This is a genomic window from Cognatiyoonia koreensis (assembly GCF_900109295.1).
In the GTDB taxonomy this organism is placed as follows: Bacteria; Pseudomonadota; Alphaproteobacteria; order Rhodobacterales; family Rhodobacteraceae; genus Cognatiyoonia; species Cognatiyoonia koreensis.
Window position 1 is genome coordinate 891,763 of the sequence record NZ_FOIZ01000002.1, and the last position, 19,183, is coordinate 910,945.

The 19,183-nt window shown below is 57.5% G+C and carries 14 protein-coding genes and 1 tRNA gene; 5 read left to right on the forward strand and 10 right to left on the reverse strand.

All coding sequences use genetic code 11. From position 1 onward, the window contains the following. Positions 1-8: 8 nt before the first annotated feature. From BMY44_RS15875 to BMY44_RS15910, 8 genes are all read right to left on the reverse strand, one after another. Positions 9-1,175: a DegT/DnrJ/EryC1/StrS family aminotransferase gene (locus tag BMY44_RS15875; RefSeq protein ID WP_089996880.1), complete on the reverse strand. Its 1,167-nt coding sequence runs from the start codon at positions 1,173-1,175 to the stop codon at positions 9-11. After that, positions 1,172-2,101, reverse strand: coding sequence for a GDP-L-fucose synthase family protein (locus BMY44_RS15880; protein WP_089996881.1), 930 nt, complete (start codon positions 2,099-2,101; stop codon positions 1,172-1,174). The genes BMY44_RS15875 and BMY44_RS15880 overlap by 4 nt, the downstream gene beginning before the upstream one ends. A 4-nt stretch (positions 2,102-2,105) precedes the next feature. Then, positions 2,106-3,227, reverse strand: coding sequence for a GDP-mannose 4,6-dehydratase (gene gmd, locus BMY44_RS15885; protein WP_089996882.1), 1,122 nt, complete (start codon positions 3,225-3,227; stop codon positions 2,106-2,108). 184 nt (positions 3,228-3,411) lie between these two features. Next, positions 3,412-5,541 (reverse strand): putative bifunctional diguanylate cyclase/phosphodiesterase, encoded by a 2,130-nt coding sequence (locus BMY44_RS15890; protein WP_089996883.1) that lies wholly within the window; start codon positions 5,539-5,541, stop codon positions 3,412-3,414. A gap of 155 nt (positions 5,542-5,696) precedes the next feature. Then, entirely contained in the window at positions 5,697-9,005 is a 3,309-nt protein-coding gene (locus BMY44_RS15895) for an error-prone DNA polymerase (RefSeq protein ID WP_089997208.1), read from the reverse strand. Continuing rightward, the gene (locus BMY44_RS15900) at positions 9,005-10,528 is read right to left on the reverse strand and encodes a Y-family DNA polymerase (RefSeq protein WP_089996884.1); all 1,524 of its coding nucleotides are present in this window, start codon (positions 10,526-10,528) and stop codon (positions 9,005-9,007) included. The genes BMY44_RS15895 and BMY44_RS15900 overlap by 1 nt, the downstream gene beginning before the upstream one ends. Further along, the gene (locus tag BMY44_RS15905) at positions 10,434-11,150 is read right to left on the reverse strand and encodes an ImuA family protein (RefSeq protein ID WP_089996885.1); all 717 of its coding nucleotides are present in this window, start codon (positions 11,148-11,150) and stop codon (positions 10,434-10,436) included. Before BMY44_RS15905 ends, BMY44_RS15900 begins: the two co-directional genes overlap by 95 nt. 67 nt (positions 11,151-11,217) lie before the next feature. Continuing rightward, complete coding sequence (locus BMY44_RS15910) at positions 11,218-12,057, reverse strand: 3-oxoadipate:acetyl-CoA acetyltransferase (RefSeq protein WP_089996886.1); 840 nt, start codon at positions 12,055-12,057, stop codon at positions 11,218-11,220. Between the two features lie 238 nt (positions 12,058-12,295). On the opposite strand from BMY44_RS15910, the gene BMY44_RS15915 reads away from it, so the two are divergent. Next, on the forward strand, positions 12,296-14,428 hold the full coding sequence (locus tag BMY44_RS15915; protein ID WP_089996887.1) for a putative bifunctional diguanylate cyclase/phosphodiesterase: 2,133 nt from the start codon (positions 12,296-12,298) through the stop codon (positions 14,426-14,428). Here BMY44_RS15915 and BMY44_RS15920 read toward each other — a convergent pair. Then, positions 14,425-15,447 carry a LacI family DNA-binding transcriptional regulator gene (locus tag BMY44_RS15920; protein WP_089996888.1) on the reverse strand — a complete coding sequence of 341 codons (1,023 nt, stop codon included), beginning with the start codon at positions 15,445-15,447 and terminating at the stop codon, positions 14,425-14,427. The genes BMY44_RS15915 and BMY44_RS15920 overlap by 4 nt on opposite strands. Before the next feature lie 102 nt (positions 15,448-15,549). Here BMY44_RS15920 and BMY44_RS15925 point away from each other — a divergent pair. The 4 genes from BMY44_RS15925 to BMY44_RS15940 all read left to right on the forward strand — a co-directional run bounded on the left by BMY44_RS15925 (position 15,550) and on the right by BMY44_RS15940 (position 18,653). Continuing rightward, positions 15,550-15,626 (forward strand) — tRNA-Arg (locus tag BMY44_RS15925). A gap of 155 nt (positions 15,627-15,781) precedes the next feature. Next, positions 15,782-16,636, forward strand: coding sequence for a hypothetical protein (locus BMY44_RS15930; protein WP_089996889.1), 855 nt, complete (start codon positions 15,782-15,784; stop codon positions 16,634-16,636). Positions 16,637-16,677: 41 nt separating this feature from the next. Continuing rightward, positions 16,678-17,106 (forward strand): plasmid mobilization protein, encoded by a 429-nt coding sequence (locus BMY44_RS15935; RefSeq protein ID WP_165611868.1) that lies wholly within the window; start codon positions 16,678-16,680, stop codon positions 17,104-17,106. Beyond that, positions 17,100-18,653 (forward strand): relaxase family protein, encoded by a 1,554-nt coding sequence (locus BMY44_RS15940; protein ID WP_089996890.1) that lies wholly within the window; start codon positions 17,100-17,102, stop codon positions 18,651-18,653. Before BMY44_RS15935 ends, BMY44_RS15940 begins: the two co-directional genes overlap by 7 nt. A gap of 49 nt (positions 18,654-18,702) precedes the next feature. Here the strand turns inward: BMY44_RS15940 and BMY44_RS15945 are convergent, their stop codons facing one another. Beyond that, a complete protein-coding gene (locus BMY44_RS15945; protein WP_131801627.1) occupies positions 18,703-19,134 on the reverse strand; it encodes a hypothetical protein in 432 nt (143 codons plus the stop codon). Positions 19,135-19,183: the final 49 nt, after the last annotated feature.

The window sequence follows — 19,183 nt, forward strand, 5'->3', positions numbered from 1 at the left end:
ATTTGTTGTCAGATGTCGTTTAGGACATCGACAATTTCGGGAATAGGGTAGTGGTGGTTTCCGATAAAGAGCCCATGGGTGTCGATGTATTCGGCATTTGTCATGTTGCCATGAATGATATGCGGGATGTGTGACATGACGGGGTTCTTGGTAAAGTTGCCCGCCACAATTGGGCGGCACTCAATGCCAAGCGCAGTGAGCTTGGCGACAAACTCCTTGCGGGTGATACCGGCGTCGGGACGCAGTAAAAGTGAAAAGCCAAACCAGCTGCTTTCGCCAATTTCAGATTGTAATGTGAACAGCGGATGATTGGGCAAACCGTCTTGAACGCGCTTCGCATTGTCACGGCGTCCTTCAATCAGGTCTGGAAGTTTTTTCAACTGCTCTTGACCCAATGCGCCCGACATTTCCAAGGGGCGCAGATTGTATCCCGGCAGGACGAAATTGAAGCTTTCCTCGAACGGGTCATCGCTCTTGGTTCCGGTTACGAGGTTTTCCTTGGGAAGATGGCGGGTCCAGCCATGCGAACGCATCGACAACATGATGTGGTACAGTTCTTCGTCATCTGTCGTGATGATCCCGCCTTCCATCGTTGAAATGTGATGCGAGAAGAAGCTGGAAAAGCTGCCAACGTGCGCAAACGTGCCTGTATGCTTGCCCTTGAACGTCGCACCCATACTTTCGCAGTTGTCTTCCAGCAGCACGATCTTGCGATTGCCAATGATTTCTTTGATGCGATCAAAGTCGTTGGGGTTTCCAAGCAGATTTACGATCATGATCGCGCGGGTCTTGTTCGTCACGGCAGCTGCCAGCGCGTCGAGGTCGTAGTTTAGCGTGGCGCGGTCGATATCGACAAACTTCTGCACCAACCCATACTGGGCGAGCGGGTAGTAAGTTGTGGACCAGCTTACGGCGGGCACGATGACTTCGTCGCCGGCTTTTAGCCGCAGATCATCGTTCTTGCTGTAAAAGAATGCGCCTGTCATCAATAGGTTTGCAGACGACCCCGAATTGACCATGACCGCAAATTTGGACCCGAAATACGCCGCGAACTGCTCTTCAAAGGTCCGCACTTCGGTACCCATGGAATACATATCCGATGCGATGACACGTTGCAGGGCGTCCTGTTCGGCCTGATCCCAGGACGACGTGGCAAGTGGAAATCTGACTGTCATGATGCGGAAATCTCCAGAAAATGCGCATAGGTTTTCGCGACGCCGTCTTCGAGGCTCGTCTGAGGGTGCCAGCCCCATGCGGATTGTTTTGTGGTGTCGCTGAGCTTGCGTTTCATGCCGACGGGCTTGGTCAGATCATGCGTAAAGCTGCCTTCCCAACCGATCACGCGGGCGACTGTTTCGTAGTAGTCGTTGATCGTATGATCATCCCCGACACCGATATTCATGCAGTCGGGAAGATCGGGCAGGGCGTCGGCTGCGCGAAACACTGCATCTGCCAGATCGGGCGCATACATGAATTCGCGCCGTGCTTCGCCGTCGCCCCAAATCTCCACGGTGCTTGACCCATCCCGCTGGGCCTCGTGTACTTTGCGAATAATGGCAGGCACAAGATGCGAGTTCTTCGGGTCGAATTTGTCATAGGGCCCATAGAGGTTGCAGGGGATCAGAGTCTTATAGAGGAACGTCTGATCTTCTCGCCGGATGTATTCGCAAAGCCGGAGCGCAAAAATCTTCGCAATGGCATAGCCTTCATTCGTCGGCTCAAGCTCGCCCTGAAGTATCTGGTCTTCTGACAAAGGGTTCGGGGCAGCACGCGGATAGATGCATGTTGATCCAAGATTGATCAGTTTTTTGATGCCTGCATCGCGCGCGCACACAATGACATTGCGACCGATCATCGTGTTTTGATCAAGGAACGCGACGGGTTCGGCCATATTCGCGCTGATTCCGCCAACCTTGCCAGCCGCGTGGACGATGAGGTCCGGTTTATTGCGCCACAGATAGTCGGCCACTGCGGTACCATCCGTCAGGTCAAGTTCCTTGCTGGCAGGCGCAAGAATGTCCCATCCTGCAGCGGCCGGGTGTTCTTGAATAATCCTTCCGACCATCCCGCCACCGCCGGTCAGGAACAGTTTCTGCGCCATTGGTCTAGCCCTCGCGGACCATCGGGGTATCGTAACCGTGTTTGCGTAGCAGGCGTGCGCGCTTTGCGGACTCAAGATCGTTGGCGACCATTTCCGCACACATTTCCTGCGCCGTGATTTCCGGTTCCCAGCCAAGTTTTGCCTTTGCGTAGGACGGATCGCCCAGTAGCGTTTCGACTTCGGCGGGACGGAAATAGCGCGGGTCGATTTTCATGATGACATCGCCTTGGCTCAGCGCAGGGGCCATGTCACCGGTGACGGACTCGACGATTGCGCGTTCTTCGACGCCTTCGCCGTCAAAGCGCACCTTGATGCCCAGTTCAGCGGCTGACCATGTGATGAATTCGCGGACCGAATACTGTTTGCCGGTGGCAATGACGAAATCTTCGGGCTTGTCTTGCTGCAACATCATCCACTGCATGCGCACATAGTCCTTAGCATGCCCCCAGTCGCGCAAGCTGTCGATGTTACCCATATAAAGACATGGTTCCAGCCCTTGTGCGATATTCGCGAGACCACGGGTGATCTTGCGGGTTACGAATGTCTCACCGCGACGAGGGCTTTCGTGATTGAACAGGATGCCATTACAGGCGAACATATCGTAGGCCTCGCGGTAGTTCACGCACATCCAGAAGGCGTAAAGCTTTGCGACGCCGTACGGCGACCTGGGGTGAAACGGTGTCTTCTCTGTCTGGGGTGTTTCTTGTACTAGACCATAGAGTTCCGATGTGGATGCCTGATAGAACTTTGTCTTGTCAGTCAGGCCGAGGAACCGGATTGCTTCAAGCAAGCGTAAAGTACCCATAGCGTCAACGTCCGCCGTGTATTCCGGTGCTTCAAAGCTGACGGCGACATGCGATTGGGCACCAAGGTTATAGACTTCGTCCGGACGCACGTCGTGCAGGATACGCGTCAGGTTGGACGTATCCGTCAGATCACCATAGTGCAGATGCAGTTTGGGATTGGGCGCGTGCGGGTCTTCAAAGATGTGGTCGATACGATCAGTGTTGAATAGCGATGCTCGGCGCTTGATCCCATGGACTTCGTATCCTTTCTCCAGCAGGAATTCAGCCAGATATGATCCGTCTTGACCGGTGATACCGGTAATGAATGCGCGCTTGCTCATTTCTTGTCCTGCTCTGCCCATTTTTCGTGTCTTGTTTTTTGTTGGAAGGCTCACGCCGGTCCCTGACACTTTGTTACACAGGACATATTCGCCAATTGACGTCTGCGCCAAGGGTCACGGCAGTAAAGGCGCGATAGTTTCGCAACTACTGTTGCATTAACGCCAGAAACACGCGCTCTGCGGATTATTCGCTGCTACTGACGACGCGGCGGCCCTTCTGCTCTAGCAAAAGCGCCGTGAAATCTTCAGCGGGCAGCGGTTGGCCAAGCGCGTGGCCTTGCAACGCATCACAATCCACATTGCTGATCGCGGCCAGATGAACATGCGTCTCTAAACCCTCCATCACGATCCGGCATCCTGACAAACGGGCAATCGCTGCGATGGACTGCAGCAACAACAGCTGATTTGGATGTGCGTTGATCGGCTGCACAAGCCGCCGATCAATCTTGACATGATCGGGACGGACATTCTGCAAAGCAACGATAGATGCGTGTCCGGACCCAAAATCGTCCAACGCAATCTTGATCCCGAGGTCGCGCAAGCTCTCGATCTGTGCCAGTTTTGATCCTTCTGTTTCATCGAGGAATGCTGTTTCCAGCAACTCAAACGAAAGCAAGTGAAACGGGCGCAGACAGGATCGAACTTCAGATAAGAGGTTCGGATCCGACAGGCGGTCTTCGGAAATATTCAAGGCAATAGGTGGGAACGCGACGCCCGCGTCATGCCATGCCGATTGCTGCGCGATCACTTGATGGAATACGGCCGCATCAATACTGGCAATCATCCCGGTTTCCACAGCAAGCGGAACAAATTCTTCGGGCACGATCATGCCTTGCTCAGGACATTCCCAGCGCACCAAAGCCTCTGCCCCGATGACGGAATGCGTTTTTGGATCGAACTGCGGTTGGTAGTGGCAGATAATTTCGTTTCGGGCCAGGGCGTCCAGCAAGCGCTGACGCGTATCTGCAATCACACGCGCATTGCGCCTGATTGACGGTGAATAGACTTCGACACAGGACCGGCCGCCATCCTTGGCAGCATAAAGCGCGACATCTGCATTGCGGAAAACCTCTTGCGGCGTATTTTGAGACCCGCGTCCGGTGGCGATGCCAATACTGACGCCGACCGCACAACTGTGACCTTCATACCTGATCGGTTTTTTGAAGGATGTGATGATTTCTGTGGAAAGCTTCTGTAGTGTTTCGGTGTCAGGCGCATCGCAGAACAATACAACGAATTCGTCTCCGCCAACGCGGCAGGCCAGCCCGCGATCTCCGATGATCTGTGACAACCGTTTTGTCAGCGTTTTGAGCACAAGATCCCCAGCAGCATGGCCCAACGTGTCATTCACTTTTTTGAAATGGTCGAGATCAAGATGCATGACGGCGTAAACGGTGGTGTCGGACGTTTCACGCAGTGCGGCGATCGTTTCGTCCAGCATTCGGCGGTTGGCAAGCCCGGTCAGCGCATCATGGCGGGAATCGAACTCAAGTTGGCGGCGCGCCTGCTCTAGTTCCGCGGTGCGGAGGTAGTCGTCGGTGACGTCGATGTTCACACCGATCAGCTTTGCGTCGGCTGTCGCGTTCTTCACATAGCGGGCAAGGCTACGTACGTGCTGGATTGCTCCGTCCGGCCGAACGATCCGATAATCCTTTGCGAAGTCCAGATTGTTCCTGTGACAGTTTTCGGCATAGGCGATTGTTTCATCCAAATCATCAGGATGTAAATAAGTCTCCCATGAATCGCCGGACCGGTCATTCTTTCCGTCTGTGACGCCATAGATTTGCAGCATCCGATCATCCCAATGGACCTTTCTGGTCACGGGATTGAATTCCCAAATCCCCATACCCGAAGCTTCGATGGCAAGTTGCAGCTTGCTGTTTAGCTGCATCAGATCTGTTTCGGTTTGCTTCACGACGGTGATATCAGTGTCAGAGCCCATGATGCGCAGCGGCATGTTGCTTGAATCAACCTGCATGACGCGGGCCTGACACAGAATCCAGACCCAATGCCCGGAGGTATGCCTGCGCCGATATTGAATTCGGATGTCTTCTTGTTCGCCACGGGTCTGGGCATTGAATAGGTTGCGCAGGCTGTCCCTATCGTCAGGGTGAACTTCGTCTAGCCAGCTTTCATCGTTCTTGTTGAAGGTATCGGTCAGCTTTAGGCCGCGCATGCGCCGCCATGCGTCGGACACCGAAAACGCGCCGGTTGTCGTGTCATATTCCCAAATGGCCAGATCAGTGTGTTCTAGAAATAGACGCAACTGGTCCGGTGAGATTTCGGCGAGTGCGGTGGTGGCCGGGTGCGACACGAGTTTGCTATTCCTGTTGCCAGCAACTTGGCAACATGTGCTGCTGACGTGATGTGGTGGTCATGAAGCGTGCCGTTCGCCCACTCTCTGAGCTAAGTAATGGTTCTTAACAAAACGTTAATTTCGCCAGTTTTTCGTCGTGGCCGCCTGAAATTTCAGTGAAAATCCCGCGACTTCGGTATGACGCGGGCATTGCGTGGGTGTCCCTTGATACCGACCTGATCGGGGCGGGGTCTGACGACTTCGTCCCCGCGCGCGATTTGATGATCAAGTCGATCGTCTGACAATCCGTCCAACCGGTCGCTGCGGTTCTCTAGCCGGTCGGCGACCACGTGGATCACGCGCCCATCGGTTTGCACACGGCCATGCACCACAAGCAATCTTGCAGCCATGATCACCTGCCGGAAGTGATCGAAAAGCTTTGGCCAGACGACAAGATTGGCAACCCCGGCCTCATCTTCGATGGTGATGAAGCAGACGCCTTTGGCGCTGCCCGGTTTCTGGCGGACCAGCACGAGCCCTGCCAGTTTCACCCGCTGACCGTGGTGCATCTTTTCAAGATCGGCTGTGGCCTTGAAGCCCTGCGCGCGCAGGCTGGCGCGATAAAAGGACATGGGATGCGCCTTTAGCGACAGGCGCAAGGTCTGGTAGTCGGCAACAACATGTTCGGCCTTTGGCATCTGGGGCAATGATACAGCCGGTTCCGGTCCATGTGCCTTTTCTTCAGCATGTGCAAAGATGGGCAAGTCAGGTGCGTCCCGCAACGCCTGCGTCTGCCAAAGGGCTTGCCGTCTGTCGATCCCCATTGAACGCATTGCGTCTGCCGCCGCCAGTCGTCGCAGACTGCCAACATCAAGGCGCGCGCGGACTTTCAGATCTTCAGCATCGGCAAATGCGGTATCGCGCGCGGCCATGATCCGCAACCCTGCGTCCTGTCGCATCCCGTCCACTTGCCGCATCCCAAGGCGCAGGGCAAAGCCTGTGGCGCAGGGTTCCAGTGTGCAGTCCCAATCGGAATAATTCACATCGACTGCGCGAATTTCGACCCCGTGATCGCGGGCACAGCGCACAATCTGGGCTGGCGCATAAAACCCCATTGGCTGGGAATTCAGCAGCGCACAGGCAAAGGCCGCCGGGTAATGACATTTCATCCAGCTTGAAACATAGACCAGTTTGGCAAAACTCGCGGCATGGCTTTCGGGGAACCCGTATTCACCGAACCCCTTGATCTGGTCAAAACAGCGTTGGGCGAAATCCGGATCATAGCCCCGGTTGGTCATTCGCCCGACCATTTTTTGTTGTAGCTTTTCGATTGTCCCACGGGACCGAAAGGTGGCCATCGCCTTGCGCAGTTCGTTGCTTTCCGCCGGTGAAAACTGCGCAGCATCCATCGCGATCTTCATGGCCTGTTCCTGAAAGATCGGCACGCCCATGGTGCGGCCAAGGATTTTGCGCAACTCATCCTGCGGGTGCTCTGGCCCCGGGCGTGGATATTCAACCTTTTCGATACCTTGCCTGCGCCGCAGGTACGGGTGCACCATATCGCCCTGAATGGGGCCGGGCCGCACAATCGCGACTTCGATCACCAGATCGTAGAACTTGCGCGGGCGCAGTTTCGGCAGCATCGCCATTTGTGCGCGGCTTTCGACCTGAAACACGCCGAGACTGTCGCCTTCGCAGAGCATGTCATAGGTCTTTTCGTCTTCATGCGGGACCGTCGCCAGTTCAAGCGGGCGATCATAATGCGCCTCCAGCAGACCAAAGCACTTGGCGATGCAGGACAGCATCCCCAGCGCCAGAATATCGACCTTGAAAATATCGAGTGCGTCGATGTCGTCCTTGTCCCATTCGATGAAACTGCGGTCGGGCATGGCTCCGTTTCCGATCGGGACGATCTCGGTCAAAGGGCGTTCGGTGAGGATGAAACCTCCGACATGCTGTGACAGGTGACGTGGCATGCCGATCATTTCGCGTGCCAGTTTCAATACAAGGCGCAGGTAAGGGTCGGACATATCAAGACCCGCCTGTTTCACACGCTCATCCGCGACCTGCGCTTCGAAACTACCCCACATGACACCCGCCAGCTTGGAGGTCACGTCTTCGGACAGACCCATTGCCTTGCCGACCTCGCGGATGGCAGAGCGGGGGCGGTAATGGATGACGGTCGCACACAATCCGGCCCGTTCGCGGCCGTATTTGTCATACATGTACTGGATGACCTCTTCGCGCCGTTCGTGTTCGAAATCGACGTCGATGTCGGGGGGCTCGTCACGCTCTTCTGACAAAAAACGCTCGAAAAGCACGTCGTGTTCGTTCGGATCGACTGCAGTGATCCCGAGGCAAAAGCAAACGGCCGAATTGGCAGCCGACCCGCGCCCCTGACACAGGATCGGTGGCACGGCATCCTCGCGGGCGAAACGCACGATGTCGTGGATCGTCAGAAAGTAGCGGGCGATCTTCTTGCTGGCGATCAGATCGAATTCCTTGAGGATGGTGTTCTGCACATGTGCTGGCACACCCTGCGGATAACGTTGCGCCGCGCCAGCCCATGTCAGCCGCTCAAGCTCTTCCATCGCGGTTGTGCCGTCAGGTACGATCTCATGCGGATACTCATAGCGTAGATCGTGTAGCGAAAAGTCGATCCGGTCCGCCAGCGCCCGCGTGGCGCGAATAGCATGGGGCCAGTCGGCAAAAAGACGGCACATTTCGGCAGGCGGTTTCAGGTGGCGTTCTGCATTCGCTTCGAGCAGGAAGCCAGCCTTGGGCACTGTGGTCCCGTTGCGGATGCAGACCATGACATCCTGAAGGGGACGGCGGTCCGGAACATGATAAAGTACGTCATTCGTGGCAAGTAGCGTCAGGCCATACTGCCGCGCCAATCCATCCAGCCGATTTATCCGCGCCCGGTCATCGCCTTTGTAAAGATAACTCGCGCCGATATGGGTCAGCGTTGGCAAGATTTCGACCAGCCGGGGCAGACCGGCGGCAAAAACATCGATATTGTCAGGCGGCATGACGACCAGATGTAGGCCAGTGGCATGAGCGGCCAGCATTTCAAGCGTCAGATGGGTTTCACCTTTTTCCTGCCAGCCACCGTCCATGTCCTGCATCTTACCCTTGGACAGCAGAGTCGAGAGACGGGCATATGCGTCGCGATCCTGCGGATAGGCGAGGATATCGGTCCCGCAAAGCAACACAAGGCGACAGCCGATCAGAGGTTTGACGCAGGCTTTGGCCGCTTCGGTGTGCATCCGCACCACCCCGGCCAGCGTGTTGCGATCCGCGATGCCGATGCAGTCATAACCCAGCAGATTCGCGGTGATGGATAGATCAATCGCATCCGATGCCGCGTGCAGAAAGGAAAAGCAGCTGGCAAGCCCGAGTTCGACATAGTCACTGGGTGGGTTGGGGGTGAACCCAACGTCTTCCAGCGTGCGTCGCTTATGTCCCTCTTGCTGTGGCATCAGGCAAAAAATCCGTGCAGGAACCATTCGGGTGTTCCGCCGCGCCGGTCATAGGCGACACCTTGGCGGTAAAGCCAGAACCGCCGGCCGTCCTGAACTTCGACCTTGTAGTAGTCACGCAGGCGTGTGCCGGGACGGTCCATCCACCATTCCGGGGCAATCCGTTCCGGTCCTTCGTAGCGGGTCATCCGAAAGGCTACACTGCGCCAGCGGAACTGTGCGGGCGGGCCTTCGGGGACGGCATAAAGCACCTTGATTTCCTCGGGGGTCTGTAACAGCCGCAATGGTCGTTCCCGCAACAGGGTAGGTGGGTCTTCGAGACGGGCGCGCAAAGCGGGCACGCGGGCTTCGAAGCGTTCGGGCTTGTGGCTTTCAACCCATGAAGACCACGTGACCTTTTCCGGACCCAGCCGTGCAGTCAATCGATCCAGCAGGGCGGCAACATCCGCGCTGGCATCGCGCTTGCCATCAAGGTTTTCCTGCAGCAGTGACACAGGTTCGACACGGGTGGCTTCAAGGGTCAGCAGATCGAACCCGAAGCCGGGATCAATACTGTCCAGCTTTCCATCAAACAGTCGAGCCATATGCAAGGGGTCGCGTGTGGCGCGGGCGGTGGCCAACTGAACCGTTCGGCATTCGCTATCGACACGGTATATCGTCAGTCGCAAATAACGCGCACCCTGTTCAGCCTTGGCCAGATCAGCGCAGAGTTGCGCGGCCAGGGTTTTCAGATGAGGCACGGGATCTATGACAGGTTCAGCCAACCGCACCCGCGATAGATACCAGACCGGATCAGCCGGCGCGTTCAGCGGATCGGCTAGCTTGCCCGTCATCCGGTCCAGCAGGATCAGCGGGTTCGCATCCGGTTTCATACTGGCAAACCGTCGCATCAGGGAAGTGCGCGGAATACCGGCAAGCGCCCCGATGGTTTTCAGACCCAGCCGGTCCAGCAGGCGTATGGTATCGGGCGCGATGCGCAGGGCGGCGACGGGCAGGGGAGAGATCGCTTCTGTCAGGGTCTCGCCATCGCAGATCGCCGCCTGGCCATAGCGGGCAAGCGCCTGCGCCGCACCACGCGTCGGGGCCATCGCCACCCGGGCTGTCACCCCCTGCATAGCAAAACGCTGGACGATGTCGCGTAGCATCGCGGCTTCACCGCCGAACAGATGCGCTGATCCGGTTGCATCCAGAACGATCCCATCACGGTCTTTGACCGTCCAGGGACACCAGCGGCGTGACCAGTGGACAAGACGGTCCAGAAAGGCGTCGTCACCGCGCGGATCGGCGCGTTCGACGTGAAGGTCAGGATGGATCGCTTGCGCATCGACCACGCGGACACCGTGGGTGATACCCCGTGCAGCGGCTGCAGCGCTTGCAGCATGAATCACTGGCCCGTGAGTCCCCTCTCGGGAGAGTACCACGGGAATATCATCTGCTGGCAACGTCCTGATTTGCCGGTTCACCTGACTCCAACGTTCCATCGCCAGTGCGGGAAACCAGACAGAGACGATCCTTGCGGTCATAGTGGGCCACCCAGTGCGCCGGTGGTCGTGCGCGTGCGCGGAACAAATCGGCATCCCAGCGCGGCGCGCCGGGGGCCTGCGCATCGTGCGGGTGCATTTGCGAAGGCAGTGATCCAATCCGCCAGCGTTCGCGCGCCGCCGACAACCCGCCGGTGGTATCGCCGCTGCGGATCAGCCAGACCGGCACGCCGGATGTTTCCGAGCGCAGGGCCAGCCGTTTCGTTGCGGTGAAATCCAGCACCGCAGGTTGCCCATGGATTTCGCCGACGACCGCAGACAGCCCGGCACAAGCGGCCCCTTCTTCCATGGCCCAAAGCACATCCCGCGGATGACTGACAGTGACATGCAGAATCGGCTGGGTCAGACCAAACGCCTGTGTTCCTGGCGTATAAAGTCGCCCGTTTTCGCGGGCAGACATCCGATCCTGCACCCAAAGTACTGGAGATCGAGAGTTGGGGAGGAGCGAGAGCAGGAACCCTGTCCCCGCCGGATCGAAGGGCTTTGCGGACAGAACATCCGTCAAAACACGCGTATCGGCTGGCAAAACCGCTGGGCGTTTTGCGTGTCGGCCTGGTGGTTTTGGCAGCGAGATGACCCGCGAGGATGCAGAATCGGTTGTCATACACCTATCCATATGTTCACATTTTGTTCTCATTTGGAAGATGCTTTTGCGCCTGTCCATTGTGAATTTATAACCGCAAACCCAGAATCTCGCGCGCTTGTGCCACTGTCGCGACAGGGCGGTCATACTTTGCGCAAAACGCGGCTGCACGGGTGATAAGTGCCGCGTTCGAAGGTGCCAGTGTGTCACGATCCAGCCGAACGTTGTCTTCAAGGCCGGCACGTGTATGACCACCCGCAGCGATCGCCCATTCGTTCACCATCACTTGCGCCGCACCGACACCGGCAGCACACCAAGGGGCGTCCGGAGCACGGGATTGCATGGTCTGCACGTAGAAATCGAAAACAGCCTTGTCCGCCGGCATCGCGTTCTTCACCCCCAAGACGAACTGCACATAGAGGCGACCATAAAGCGCGCCGGCCTTGTGCATCCTGATCGCAGCGAGGATATGACTGAGGTCAAAAGCCTCGATTTCAGGCGTGACCTCGTAGGTCTGCATCTCATTTGCAAGCCATGCGATCAGCTCTGGCGGGTTCTCATAAACGCGGGTCGGGAAATTGTTCGATCCCACCGCCAACGACGCCATATCGGGGCGCAAAGGTAGCATACTGCCACGTTCCGCCCCGGCACCGGATCGCCCGCCGGTCGAAAACTGGATAATCACGTCGGGACAATGGGTCCTCAACCCTTCTTGCAAAGCGGCGAACCGATCAGGATCACTGCTTGGGGTCTCATCATCGTTGCGCACATGGGCGTGAATGATGCTCGCCCCTGCCTCGAAAGCGGCATGGCTGCTTTCGATCTGCTCGCTCAGACTGATCGGTACTGCGGGGTTATCGGACTTACGAGGAACTGACCCCGTGATCGCACAACATAGAATGCAGGGCTTTCCGGCATATGCAGACATCAATATCCCTTTTTAGCAGCGTTCTGGAAACAAGTACGGCCTCATGATCTTCCGCGCATTTCGAAATGACTGCAAGGATGGGGGCATTACCAATGCAAACACGCTAAAACGGCGCGGCGAAAAGAGGAAATTCCGAACCATCTGGCCCAGGCGAAATGACGTGCAGGTAACCCATTCACGCTTAAGTCAAACTTTACCTTCTTAAGGCAAACAGACGCGCAATGTATGCGTGAGAGTAATGCAATCAAATCCTGATCAAATCGCTGACCTGACCGCAATGCAGGAACTCGTGGAACGCGGGTTGCTACTCCTCGCTTTCGAAGAGGCGGAGTGCCAAATCCTCGTGTTCGATGCCGCTTCGCGGCGCGTGATTGCGGCGAACAAACAGGCTCAGGCGCTTCTGGGTGCGACCATGCGCACGCTGCAAAAACAGCACATCACCGATGTCATTCCAAAGGTTGATCCCGTCCGGTTCCAGCGAATCCTGTCGAGGGTCCAACGGCGCAGGACGCAATCGGCGTCTCTGCGGTGCCGCCTCGGGGGCGATGCACCGCAAATGGCAGATGTTGGGATACGATATGTGCCCGGCAAGAAAGACAGTCTCATCGTCTTCATCCGCGACCTGACACTGGCAAGCGCTGCAAAGCGGCAAGCCGATCTGGCAGAAGACAGGCTGCAAACCGCGATTGAGGCGCTGACCGACGGCTTCATCCTCTTTGACGCTGATGATCGGCTGGTGATGTGCAATGACCGCTACAGGGAACTCTACAAGGAAAGCTCTCCGGCCCTCGTCTCGGGTGCAAAGCTTGAAGATATCCTGCGATATGGGCTGCGCAACAACCAATACGCGTTGGGCTTTGGCACTGAAGATGAATGGGTTGCCCGGCAGGTGGAGGCATTCAAAAACCTCAGTATGTCCAGCGAGCAGCGCCTGAACGATGGGCGTTGGCTGCGCGTGGTGGAACGGCCGACGGCCGATGGAGGCCGCGTTGGCTTGCGGATCGACATCACGCATCTCAAGGAACAGCAGGACGAATTGCGCCGCTTGTCACGTACGGACGACCTAACCGGCCTATTGAACCGGCGGGGTCTGTCGCGTCGGATCGAGGTGTTGGCCGCAGGTGCCGCCGGCCCTGCAAGGCTGGCAATCCTACATGTCGATTTGGACCGCTTCAAGACAGTGAACGATACACTTGGCCATGATGCCGGCGATTTCGTGCTCCAACACTGCGCGCAGATTCTCTCTTCCGGACGCCCGCCTGCGGATGCCATCGCACGCGTGGGCGGCGACGAATTCATCCTCGTTATCCGAACAGAAAGGCCGGACAAGACGATCATTCGCTATGCGCGCAAGCTGATCAGTCTGTTGTCCGAACCAGTTATGTTTCGCGAACAGGGTTGTAGTGTCGGGGCTTCGATCGGAATTTCCTTCATTAGCGAAGAAAATGCCATCGATTTTGGTGACGTGCTAACGGCGGCGGATATCGCACTCAATCAAGCCAAGGCGCTTGGCGGGAGCGAAGCACTCGTCTTTCATCCAGATATGCGCGCGCAGATGATCCACCAGACGAATATGGCACGCGAAATTGAACGCGGTATCAAAAACAACGAATTTGTTCCGTTTTTCCAGCCGCAGATCGATACGTTCACCGACCAAATTCTTGGGTTCGAGGCGTTGATCCGCTGGCATCATCCAGTTCTTGGCACAGTGCCCGCATTTCAGTTCCTTCCAATCGCGCAACGTGCCGGGCTGACAGACGCGCTTGACGATGTCGTGATGGATCGTGCCTGTGCGGCACTGCGAGATCTCAAGGAATGGGGGCTGCACGACCCCTGTATCAGTATCAACCTGTCGATGGGCCAGATCAGCGACCCGCGCATCGTCACACGATTGGGAACCCACCTAAAACGTTATGGTGTCTGTACCGAAAACCTGCGCATCGAACTGCTGGAATCGACGTTGCTTGACGACAGATCGTCTACAATCATTCAGAACGTGCATGCCCTGATCAAAGCTGGCTTCATGGTCGAGCTGGATGATTTCGGAACAGGACATGCTGCCATTGCGACACTGCGAAAATTCGCCGTGTCTCGTATCAAGGTGGATCGCAGCCTCGTGCAAAACATTGATACTGATGCAGAACTTCAGGTTATCACCGCTGCGGTGATCAATCTCGCGAAACGTCTCGGAATCGACGCTTTGGCTGAAGGAGTCGAAACCGTCCTCGAACAATCAACGCTGCAAAAGATGGGGTGCTTTCTAGCGCAAGGCTACCTGCATGCGAAACCCATGTCGTTAAGTGATATCAAGCCATGGCTGCAGGCACGCGGGGACATCCCGATTGACGATTTCAGGGCCGGAACCGTCTAGGGCCGCCGCAATGTATCGCCATATGCAAGGGTTGGGCTCAGGCTATGAACGGATTCACCGGTGTCGCGTCCCCCATGCCGGTCTGCAATCACCTGCGCGGCGCGTTGCCCGATTTCCCGCCGACAAGCATCCATGGTCGCCAATTGCCGGGGCAAACCGTCAAGAAGTTCCACACCGTTGAATGCGGCAAGTCCAACCTGACCGGGAATGTCGATACCTTGCTCTAGCAGATACAAAAGACCACCCGCTCCGATCATATCATTGGAATAATAGAGAAAATCAAGATCTGGCGAACGCTCCAGCATCGCTGCTGTCATTTCGCGACCCTTCGCTAGGGCAGACCCGCCGGAATAGAATTCCTGATCCGCGATCTCGATCCCCGCCTTCGCCAATGTGCGGGTGAACCCTTCGAACCTTTTGCGGGCCCGATGATCAAGCGGCATCTTCGTTCCCATGAAGCCGATCTTGCGATATCCCGCATTAATGATCGCCTCGGCCATCATGCGACCGGCCCGACGGTGCGAAATCCCGACGCAGGTATCCACGGGTTCACCGTCCACATCCATGATTTCGACAACAGGAATACCGGACTGGGCCAACATCGCGCGGGATGCTTCCGTGTGTTCCAGCCCCGCGATAATCACGCCGGACGGACGCCAGGACAGCATCTCGAACAACACCTTTTCTTCCTTCTCTGGAAGATAATCGGTTACACCTACTACAGGTTGTAAGCCCGTGTCCTCAAGGACTTCGGAAATGCCGGACAGCACCTCTGGAAAAACCATATTCTTGAGTGAAGGGATGATGACAGCCACAAGGTTCACGCGTTGCGATGCCAGCGCCCCTGCAATCTTGTTGGGGACGTATCCCAATCGCTTTGCGGCTTCGCGAACCTTCGTCCGTGTTGCCTCGCTGACATCGCCTTTGTTGCGCAGAACACGGCTGACGGTCATTTCGCTGACACCCGATGCTTCGGAGACATCGCGCAGAGTGAGCGGGCGTTTTGGGGGATGTGTCACGTTGGCTTGTCCTGTCGTCAGTTATCCTTGTCTAGCGCCCATTGCATACTTGTCCAAGCCCACCGTTGACGGATCGTGATTTCATTGGCACTCAGGGCAGAAGATCCCGTGGCTCAACTGGACAGAGCAGCCCCCTCCTAAGGGGCAGGTTGCAGGTTCGAATCCTGCCGGGGTCGCCAAAACTGCCTGAAAAATATGGCTTATTTTCAGCCTGTTGTGCAGAAGCGTGCAGAAACGCCCGTTTCGTTTTCCGCCGAATTCTCCGAAAACGGGCGAAATCTCGTACAAAACCTGTACAAAATTCGCACGTCCGTGCGGCTTTTGGGGCGTTCTCATGAGTTGGCGCGTGGCGAATGCGTGTGCGGAGCGGAAGTTCGGGAGTGCGACGCGCAAGCAGATCATCATGTTCCTTGCGGATAAGGCGAGTGATGACGGCTCAGGCATCTGGTGTTCCAAGGGGACGATCCAGCGGCATACGGAGCTTGGAGAGACCACCGTCAAGCGGACGATCCGGGATTTCCTGAAGGAAGGCATTCTGGTCGATACTGGCGCGCGTGGGTGCAAGAACGGCTTCACGGTCGTTTACCGGATCGATCTGGCTGTGGTCGAGGCGCTGGCACTGACCGCCGAGCCCGAAATCGAGACGGGGGCCACTGTGGACCCCGTCCGGACTGGACCCGGTACGGGGGCCACAGTGGCCGGGGTACCGGGGCCACCACGGCCCCCAAACCATCCTAAAACCATCCATAAACCACCTACGTGCGAGCGCGAGGCGGCGGAGGATGAAGAAGCTGAGAAGGTGTTGGCCTGCTATCCGCCCGACCGTATGCGCGGGAAGGCTGAGTGTCTTGGGCGGATCAGGGACATCCTTGATGCTGGGACAGAGGTTGAGGACCTGTTGCAGGCTGTGACGGCCTACGCGACTGAGAGCGCGGGCTTCACCCGGTCTAAAGTCAGTTTCTCAGACAACTGGTTCAAGTCAGGGCGTTGGCAGGCCTATGCTGAAAACATCGCCAAGAACCGGGAAGAGACGAAGGCGAAGGAAGCGGAGGTGCTGGCAGGCTTGGCGAACTGGGTGACGGACAAGCACCCTCTTTGCCGCCATATCACACCCGGCCAGATTGACGCGCTCTTGGCCGCTGAGTTGGTGACACAGGCGCAAATTCAGGCGGCGGGCCTTAGATCATGAGCACAACCGATTCCACCGAAGCGCAAACAGCAAGGCGACCCATGTCATACGCTGGCGCTGCTGACACGGGACCTTGCGAGGGGCGGCACGCCTCCCCTTCGAACCCCACCGGCGCGGGCAAAGCCCCCGCCAAAGAGCCGCTGACCGAGACCTTCGTCTTCCGCTGCACCGCGTCCGAGAAGGCCCAACTGCGCGCCAAGGCCGAGGCCGCTGGCCTGCCTGCCTCGACCCTCCTGCGCGAGGCGCTTGGTCTCACTGAAGCCCGTCGCCGCAAGCCGATCCCGCGCGTCGATCCGGCGCTGGTGCTGGCCGTCGGGCGTATCGGCGGCAACCTCAACCAGATTGCGCGCTGGCTGAACCACGCCATGAAGGTCGGGCGCACCGACCTCGACACGCTCACCGTTGCGCGCCGCCTCGTAGTGATTGAACGCCAGCTTGCCGCGCTTCTCGATGAGGCGCGGCAGTGCTGATCAAGTTCTTCCCCAACGGCAAAGGCGCGGGCGCAGGGCCGGTCGGTTACCTCGTGGCCAAGCGCGTTCTGGCCTATGACGGCAACCGCGACCTGATCCGCGATGCGGACGGCCAGCCCAAGACCGTCATGCGCGATCCACTGCCCGAGGTCCTGCGCGGTAATCCTGAGCGCACCGAAGCCCTGATCGACGCCAGCCGCCACCAATGGACCTACCGCGCGGGCGTGATCAGCTTTGCCGACAGCGACACCCCGACAGAGGACCAGCAGGCAGACGTCATGGACGCGTTCGAGCGGCTGGCCTTCGCGGGGCTGGACCCCGAGCAATATGAAGTGCTCTGGGTCCGCCATCGCCACGAAGGCCGGGTCGAGCTTCACTTCTGCACGCCGCGCCTGGAACTGACGACGGGCAAGAGCCTCAACATCGCACCCCCGGGCTATCAGGACGCCTATGACAGTCTGCGCGATGTGATGAACCAGCGCCACGGCTGGGCCGACCCAATGGAGCTGGAGCGCACCCAAGAGGTGCGTGAAACCGTCGAGGCCACAACCCGCGCGCAAGGCCGCGACGAACTGCACACCTGGATACAAGACCAGATCGATATGGGCCTGATCGCGGATCGCGCGTCCATGATCGACGCACTCACCGACGCGGGCTTCGATCTGCCCCGCACCGGCAAGGCCTACATCACCGTCCGGGACCCCGACACCGGCGAGCGCTGGCGGTTGAAAGGAGAGATTTTCCATGAAGACTGGCAAGCCGACCCGGCTGAGCGAGAAACTGAACGCGGAGCTCGACACGATCCGGGCCGAACACGTCGCCTCGATCTCGTCCCAGCTCAAAGGCTTCAGGATCGATTTGAAGAACATTGTGGGCGCCGCGCAGCATACCATCGCGAGCGATACGCGCCGCTTTCAGACCGAGACGGTGAGTATTTTCGAGATGCGGCTGAGATCGATCCGTCTCTGGCTGACGATCTCGCCCTGGCTGATCGCGGCGATGGTGCTGACGGGGATCGCCTTGATGATGGCCGCGAGCTTTTTCTGGACGGTGCACCTGACGCGCTCGGAGCTGACGGAACTGGGCCTGACAAGGATCGAACGGCCCGAGGGGACCTGGCTGATCCTGGACCCATCGAAGACGCGCCTACGCACCTGCACGATGGGCGAGAGACACGTCACCTGCATTCGGATCGAGGAGGATTAGATGACCCAACTCACAGCCTTGGAACGCGACTTGCTCGCTTGCGTCGAGCGGTTGGTGACGGCCTCAGAGGCCTCCGCGAGGGATTTGACCGCCTTGGAGACACGCTCGACTGGCAGGATCGAGAGGGAGCTGGCTGGCTTGAAAGACTGCGTGACCTTGCTCATTCGTTCACAAGCCGCATCCATGAAGGCCTTGAGCGGATTGCTGAACGAGGAAGCGAGCTACAAGACGCTGGACGAGAGCTTGCAGCAGAGCTTGACCTTAGCGAAGGCCGCCGCCGAGAGATTGAGGGACAGCTAGACAGCCAGGAGGCGCATGCGGAGAGGGGACTTACGCACTAGGACCTAAGGTCGGAAGTTCGGGCAACACCTGATGACGTCAATATGGGCGTCAAAACAAAGCAGACGAATTCATCACCAACCCATCGTGAAGTGCTGCATCTAGAACTTTCTTTCTAAGTTTGGCTCTAAGTTTTTTTCTGCCAGGCGTCTCAGCGGGTGGTACCTCTGTACAGGCGATTTCAGCGTGTGATGGATTGTCCGATAGACCAGTATCATAGACTGCGATCGCACGCTCATTATCGTGATTAATGCGGCGGATGTTCTCGACTGACAGCTCAATTGAACCATGGTTCGCCTTTTTTGGGCTATCTTCGACTAGTCTTTCCGCCCGTAGGTCATAGTCCTCAAGTGTAGTGTGAGCTTTTCGGTCTGTAGATATGCCATTGCTCATCCGGCTTTCGAAAAGCGTTGGTTCGACCCGACCATCATGAGCCACAAAGCCTTTGCTGGTCACGACTGTGACCAAGGTTTCACTATCCAACACTGGTCCCGGTGAATCCGAGCTTACTGAAACAACCTCGCATTCGCAG

What these genes read in the sequence shown, in the direction of transcription:
- BMY44_RS15875 (WP_089996880.1), bottom strand. Translation starts at nt 1,175, where the DNA reads ATGACAGTCAGATTTCCACTTGCCACGTCGTCCTGGGATCAGGCCGAA.
- BMY44_RS15880 (WP_089996881.1), bottom strand. Translation starts at nt 2,101, where the DNA reads ATGGCGCAGAAACTGTTCCTGACCGGCGGTGGCGGGATGGTCGGAAGG.
- gmd (WP_089996882.1), bottom strand. Translation starts at nt 3,227, where the DNA reads ATGAGCAAGCGCGCATTCATTACCGGTATCACCGGTCAAGACGGATCA.
- BMY44_RS15895 (WP_089997208.1), bottom strand. Translation starts at nt 9,005, where the DNA reads ATGCCACAGCAAGAGGGACATAAGCGACGCACGCTGGAAGACGTTGGG.
- BMY44_RS15900 (WP_089996884.1), bottom strand. Translation starts at nt 10,528, where the DNA reads ATGACCGCAAGGATCGTCTCTGTCTGGTTTCCCGCACTGGCGATGGAA.
- BMY44_RS15905 (WP_089996885.1), bottom strand. Translation starts at nt 11,150, where the DNA reads ATGACAACCGATTCTGCATCCTCGCGGGTCATCTCGCTGCCAAAACCA.
- BMY44_RS15910 (WP_089996886.1), bottom strand. Translation starts at nt 12,057, where the DNA reads ATGTCTGCATATGCCGGAAAGCCCTGCATTCTATGTTGTGCGATCACG.
- BMY44_RS15915 (WP_089996887.1), top strand. Translation starts at nt 12,296, where the DNA reads ATGCAATCAAATCCTGATCAAATCGCTGACCTGACCGCAATGCAGGAA.
- BMY44_RS15930 (WP_089996889.1), top strand. Translation starts at nt 15,782, where the DNA reads ATGAGTTGGCGCGTGGCGAATGCGTGTGCGGAGCGGAAGTTCGGGAGT.
- BMY44_RS15935 (WP_165611868.1), top strand. Translation starts at nt 16,678, where the DNA reads ATGTCATACGCTGGCGCTGCTGACACGGGACCTTGCGAGGGGCGGCAC.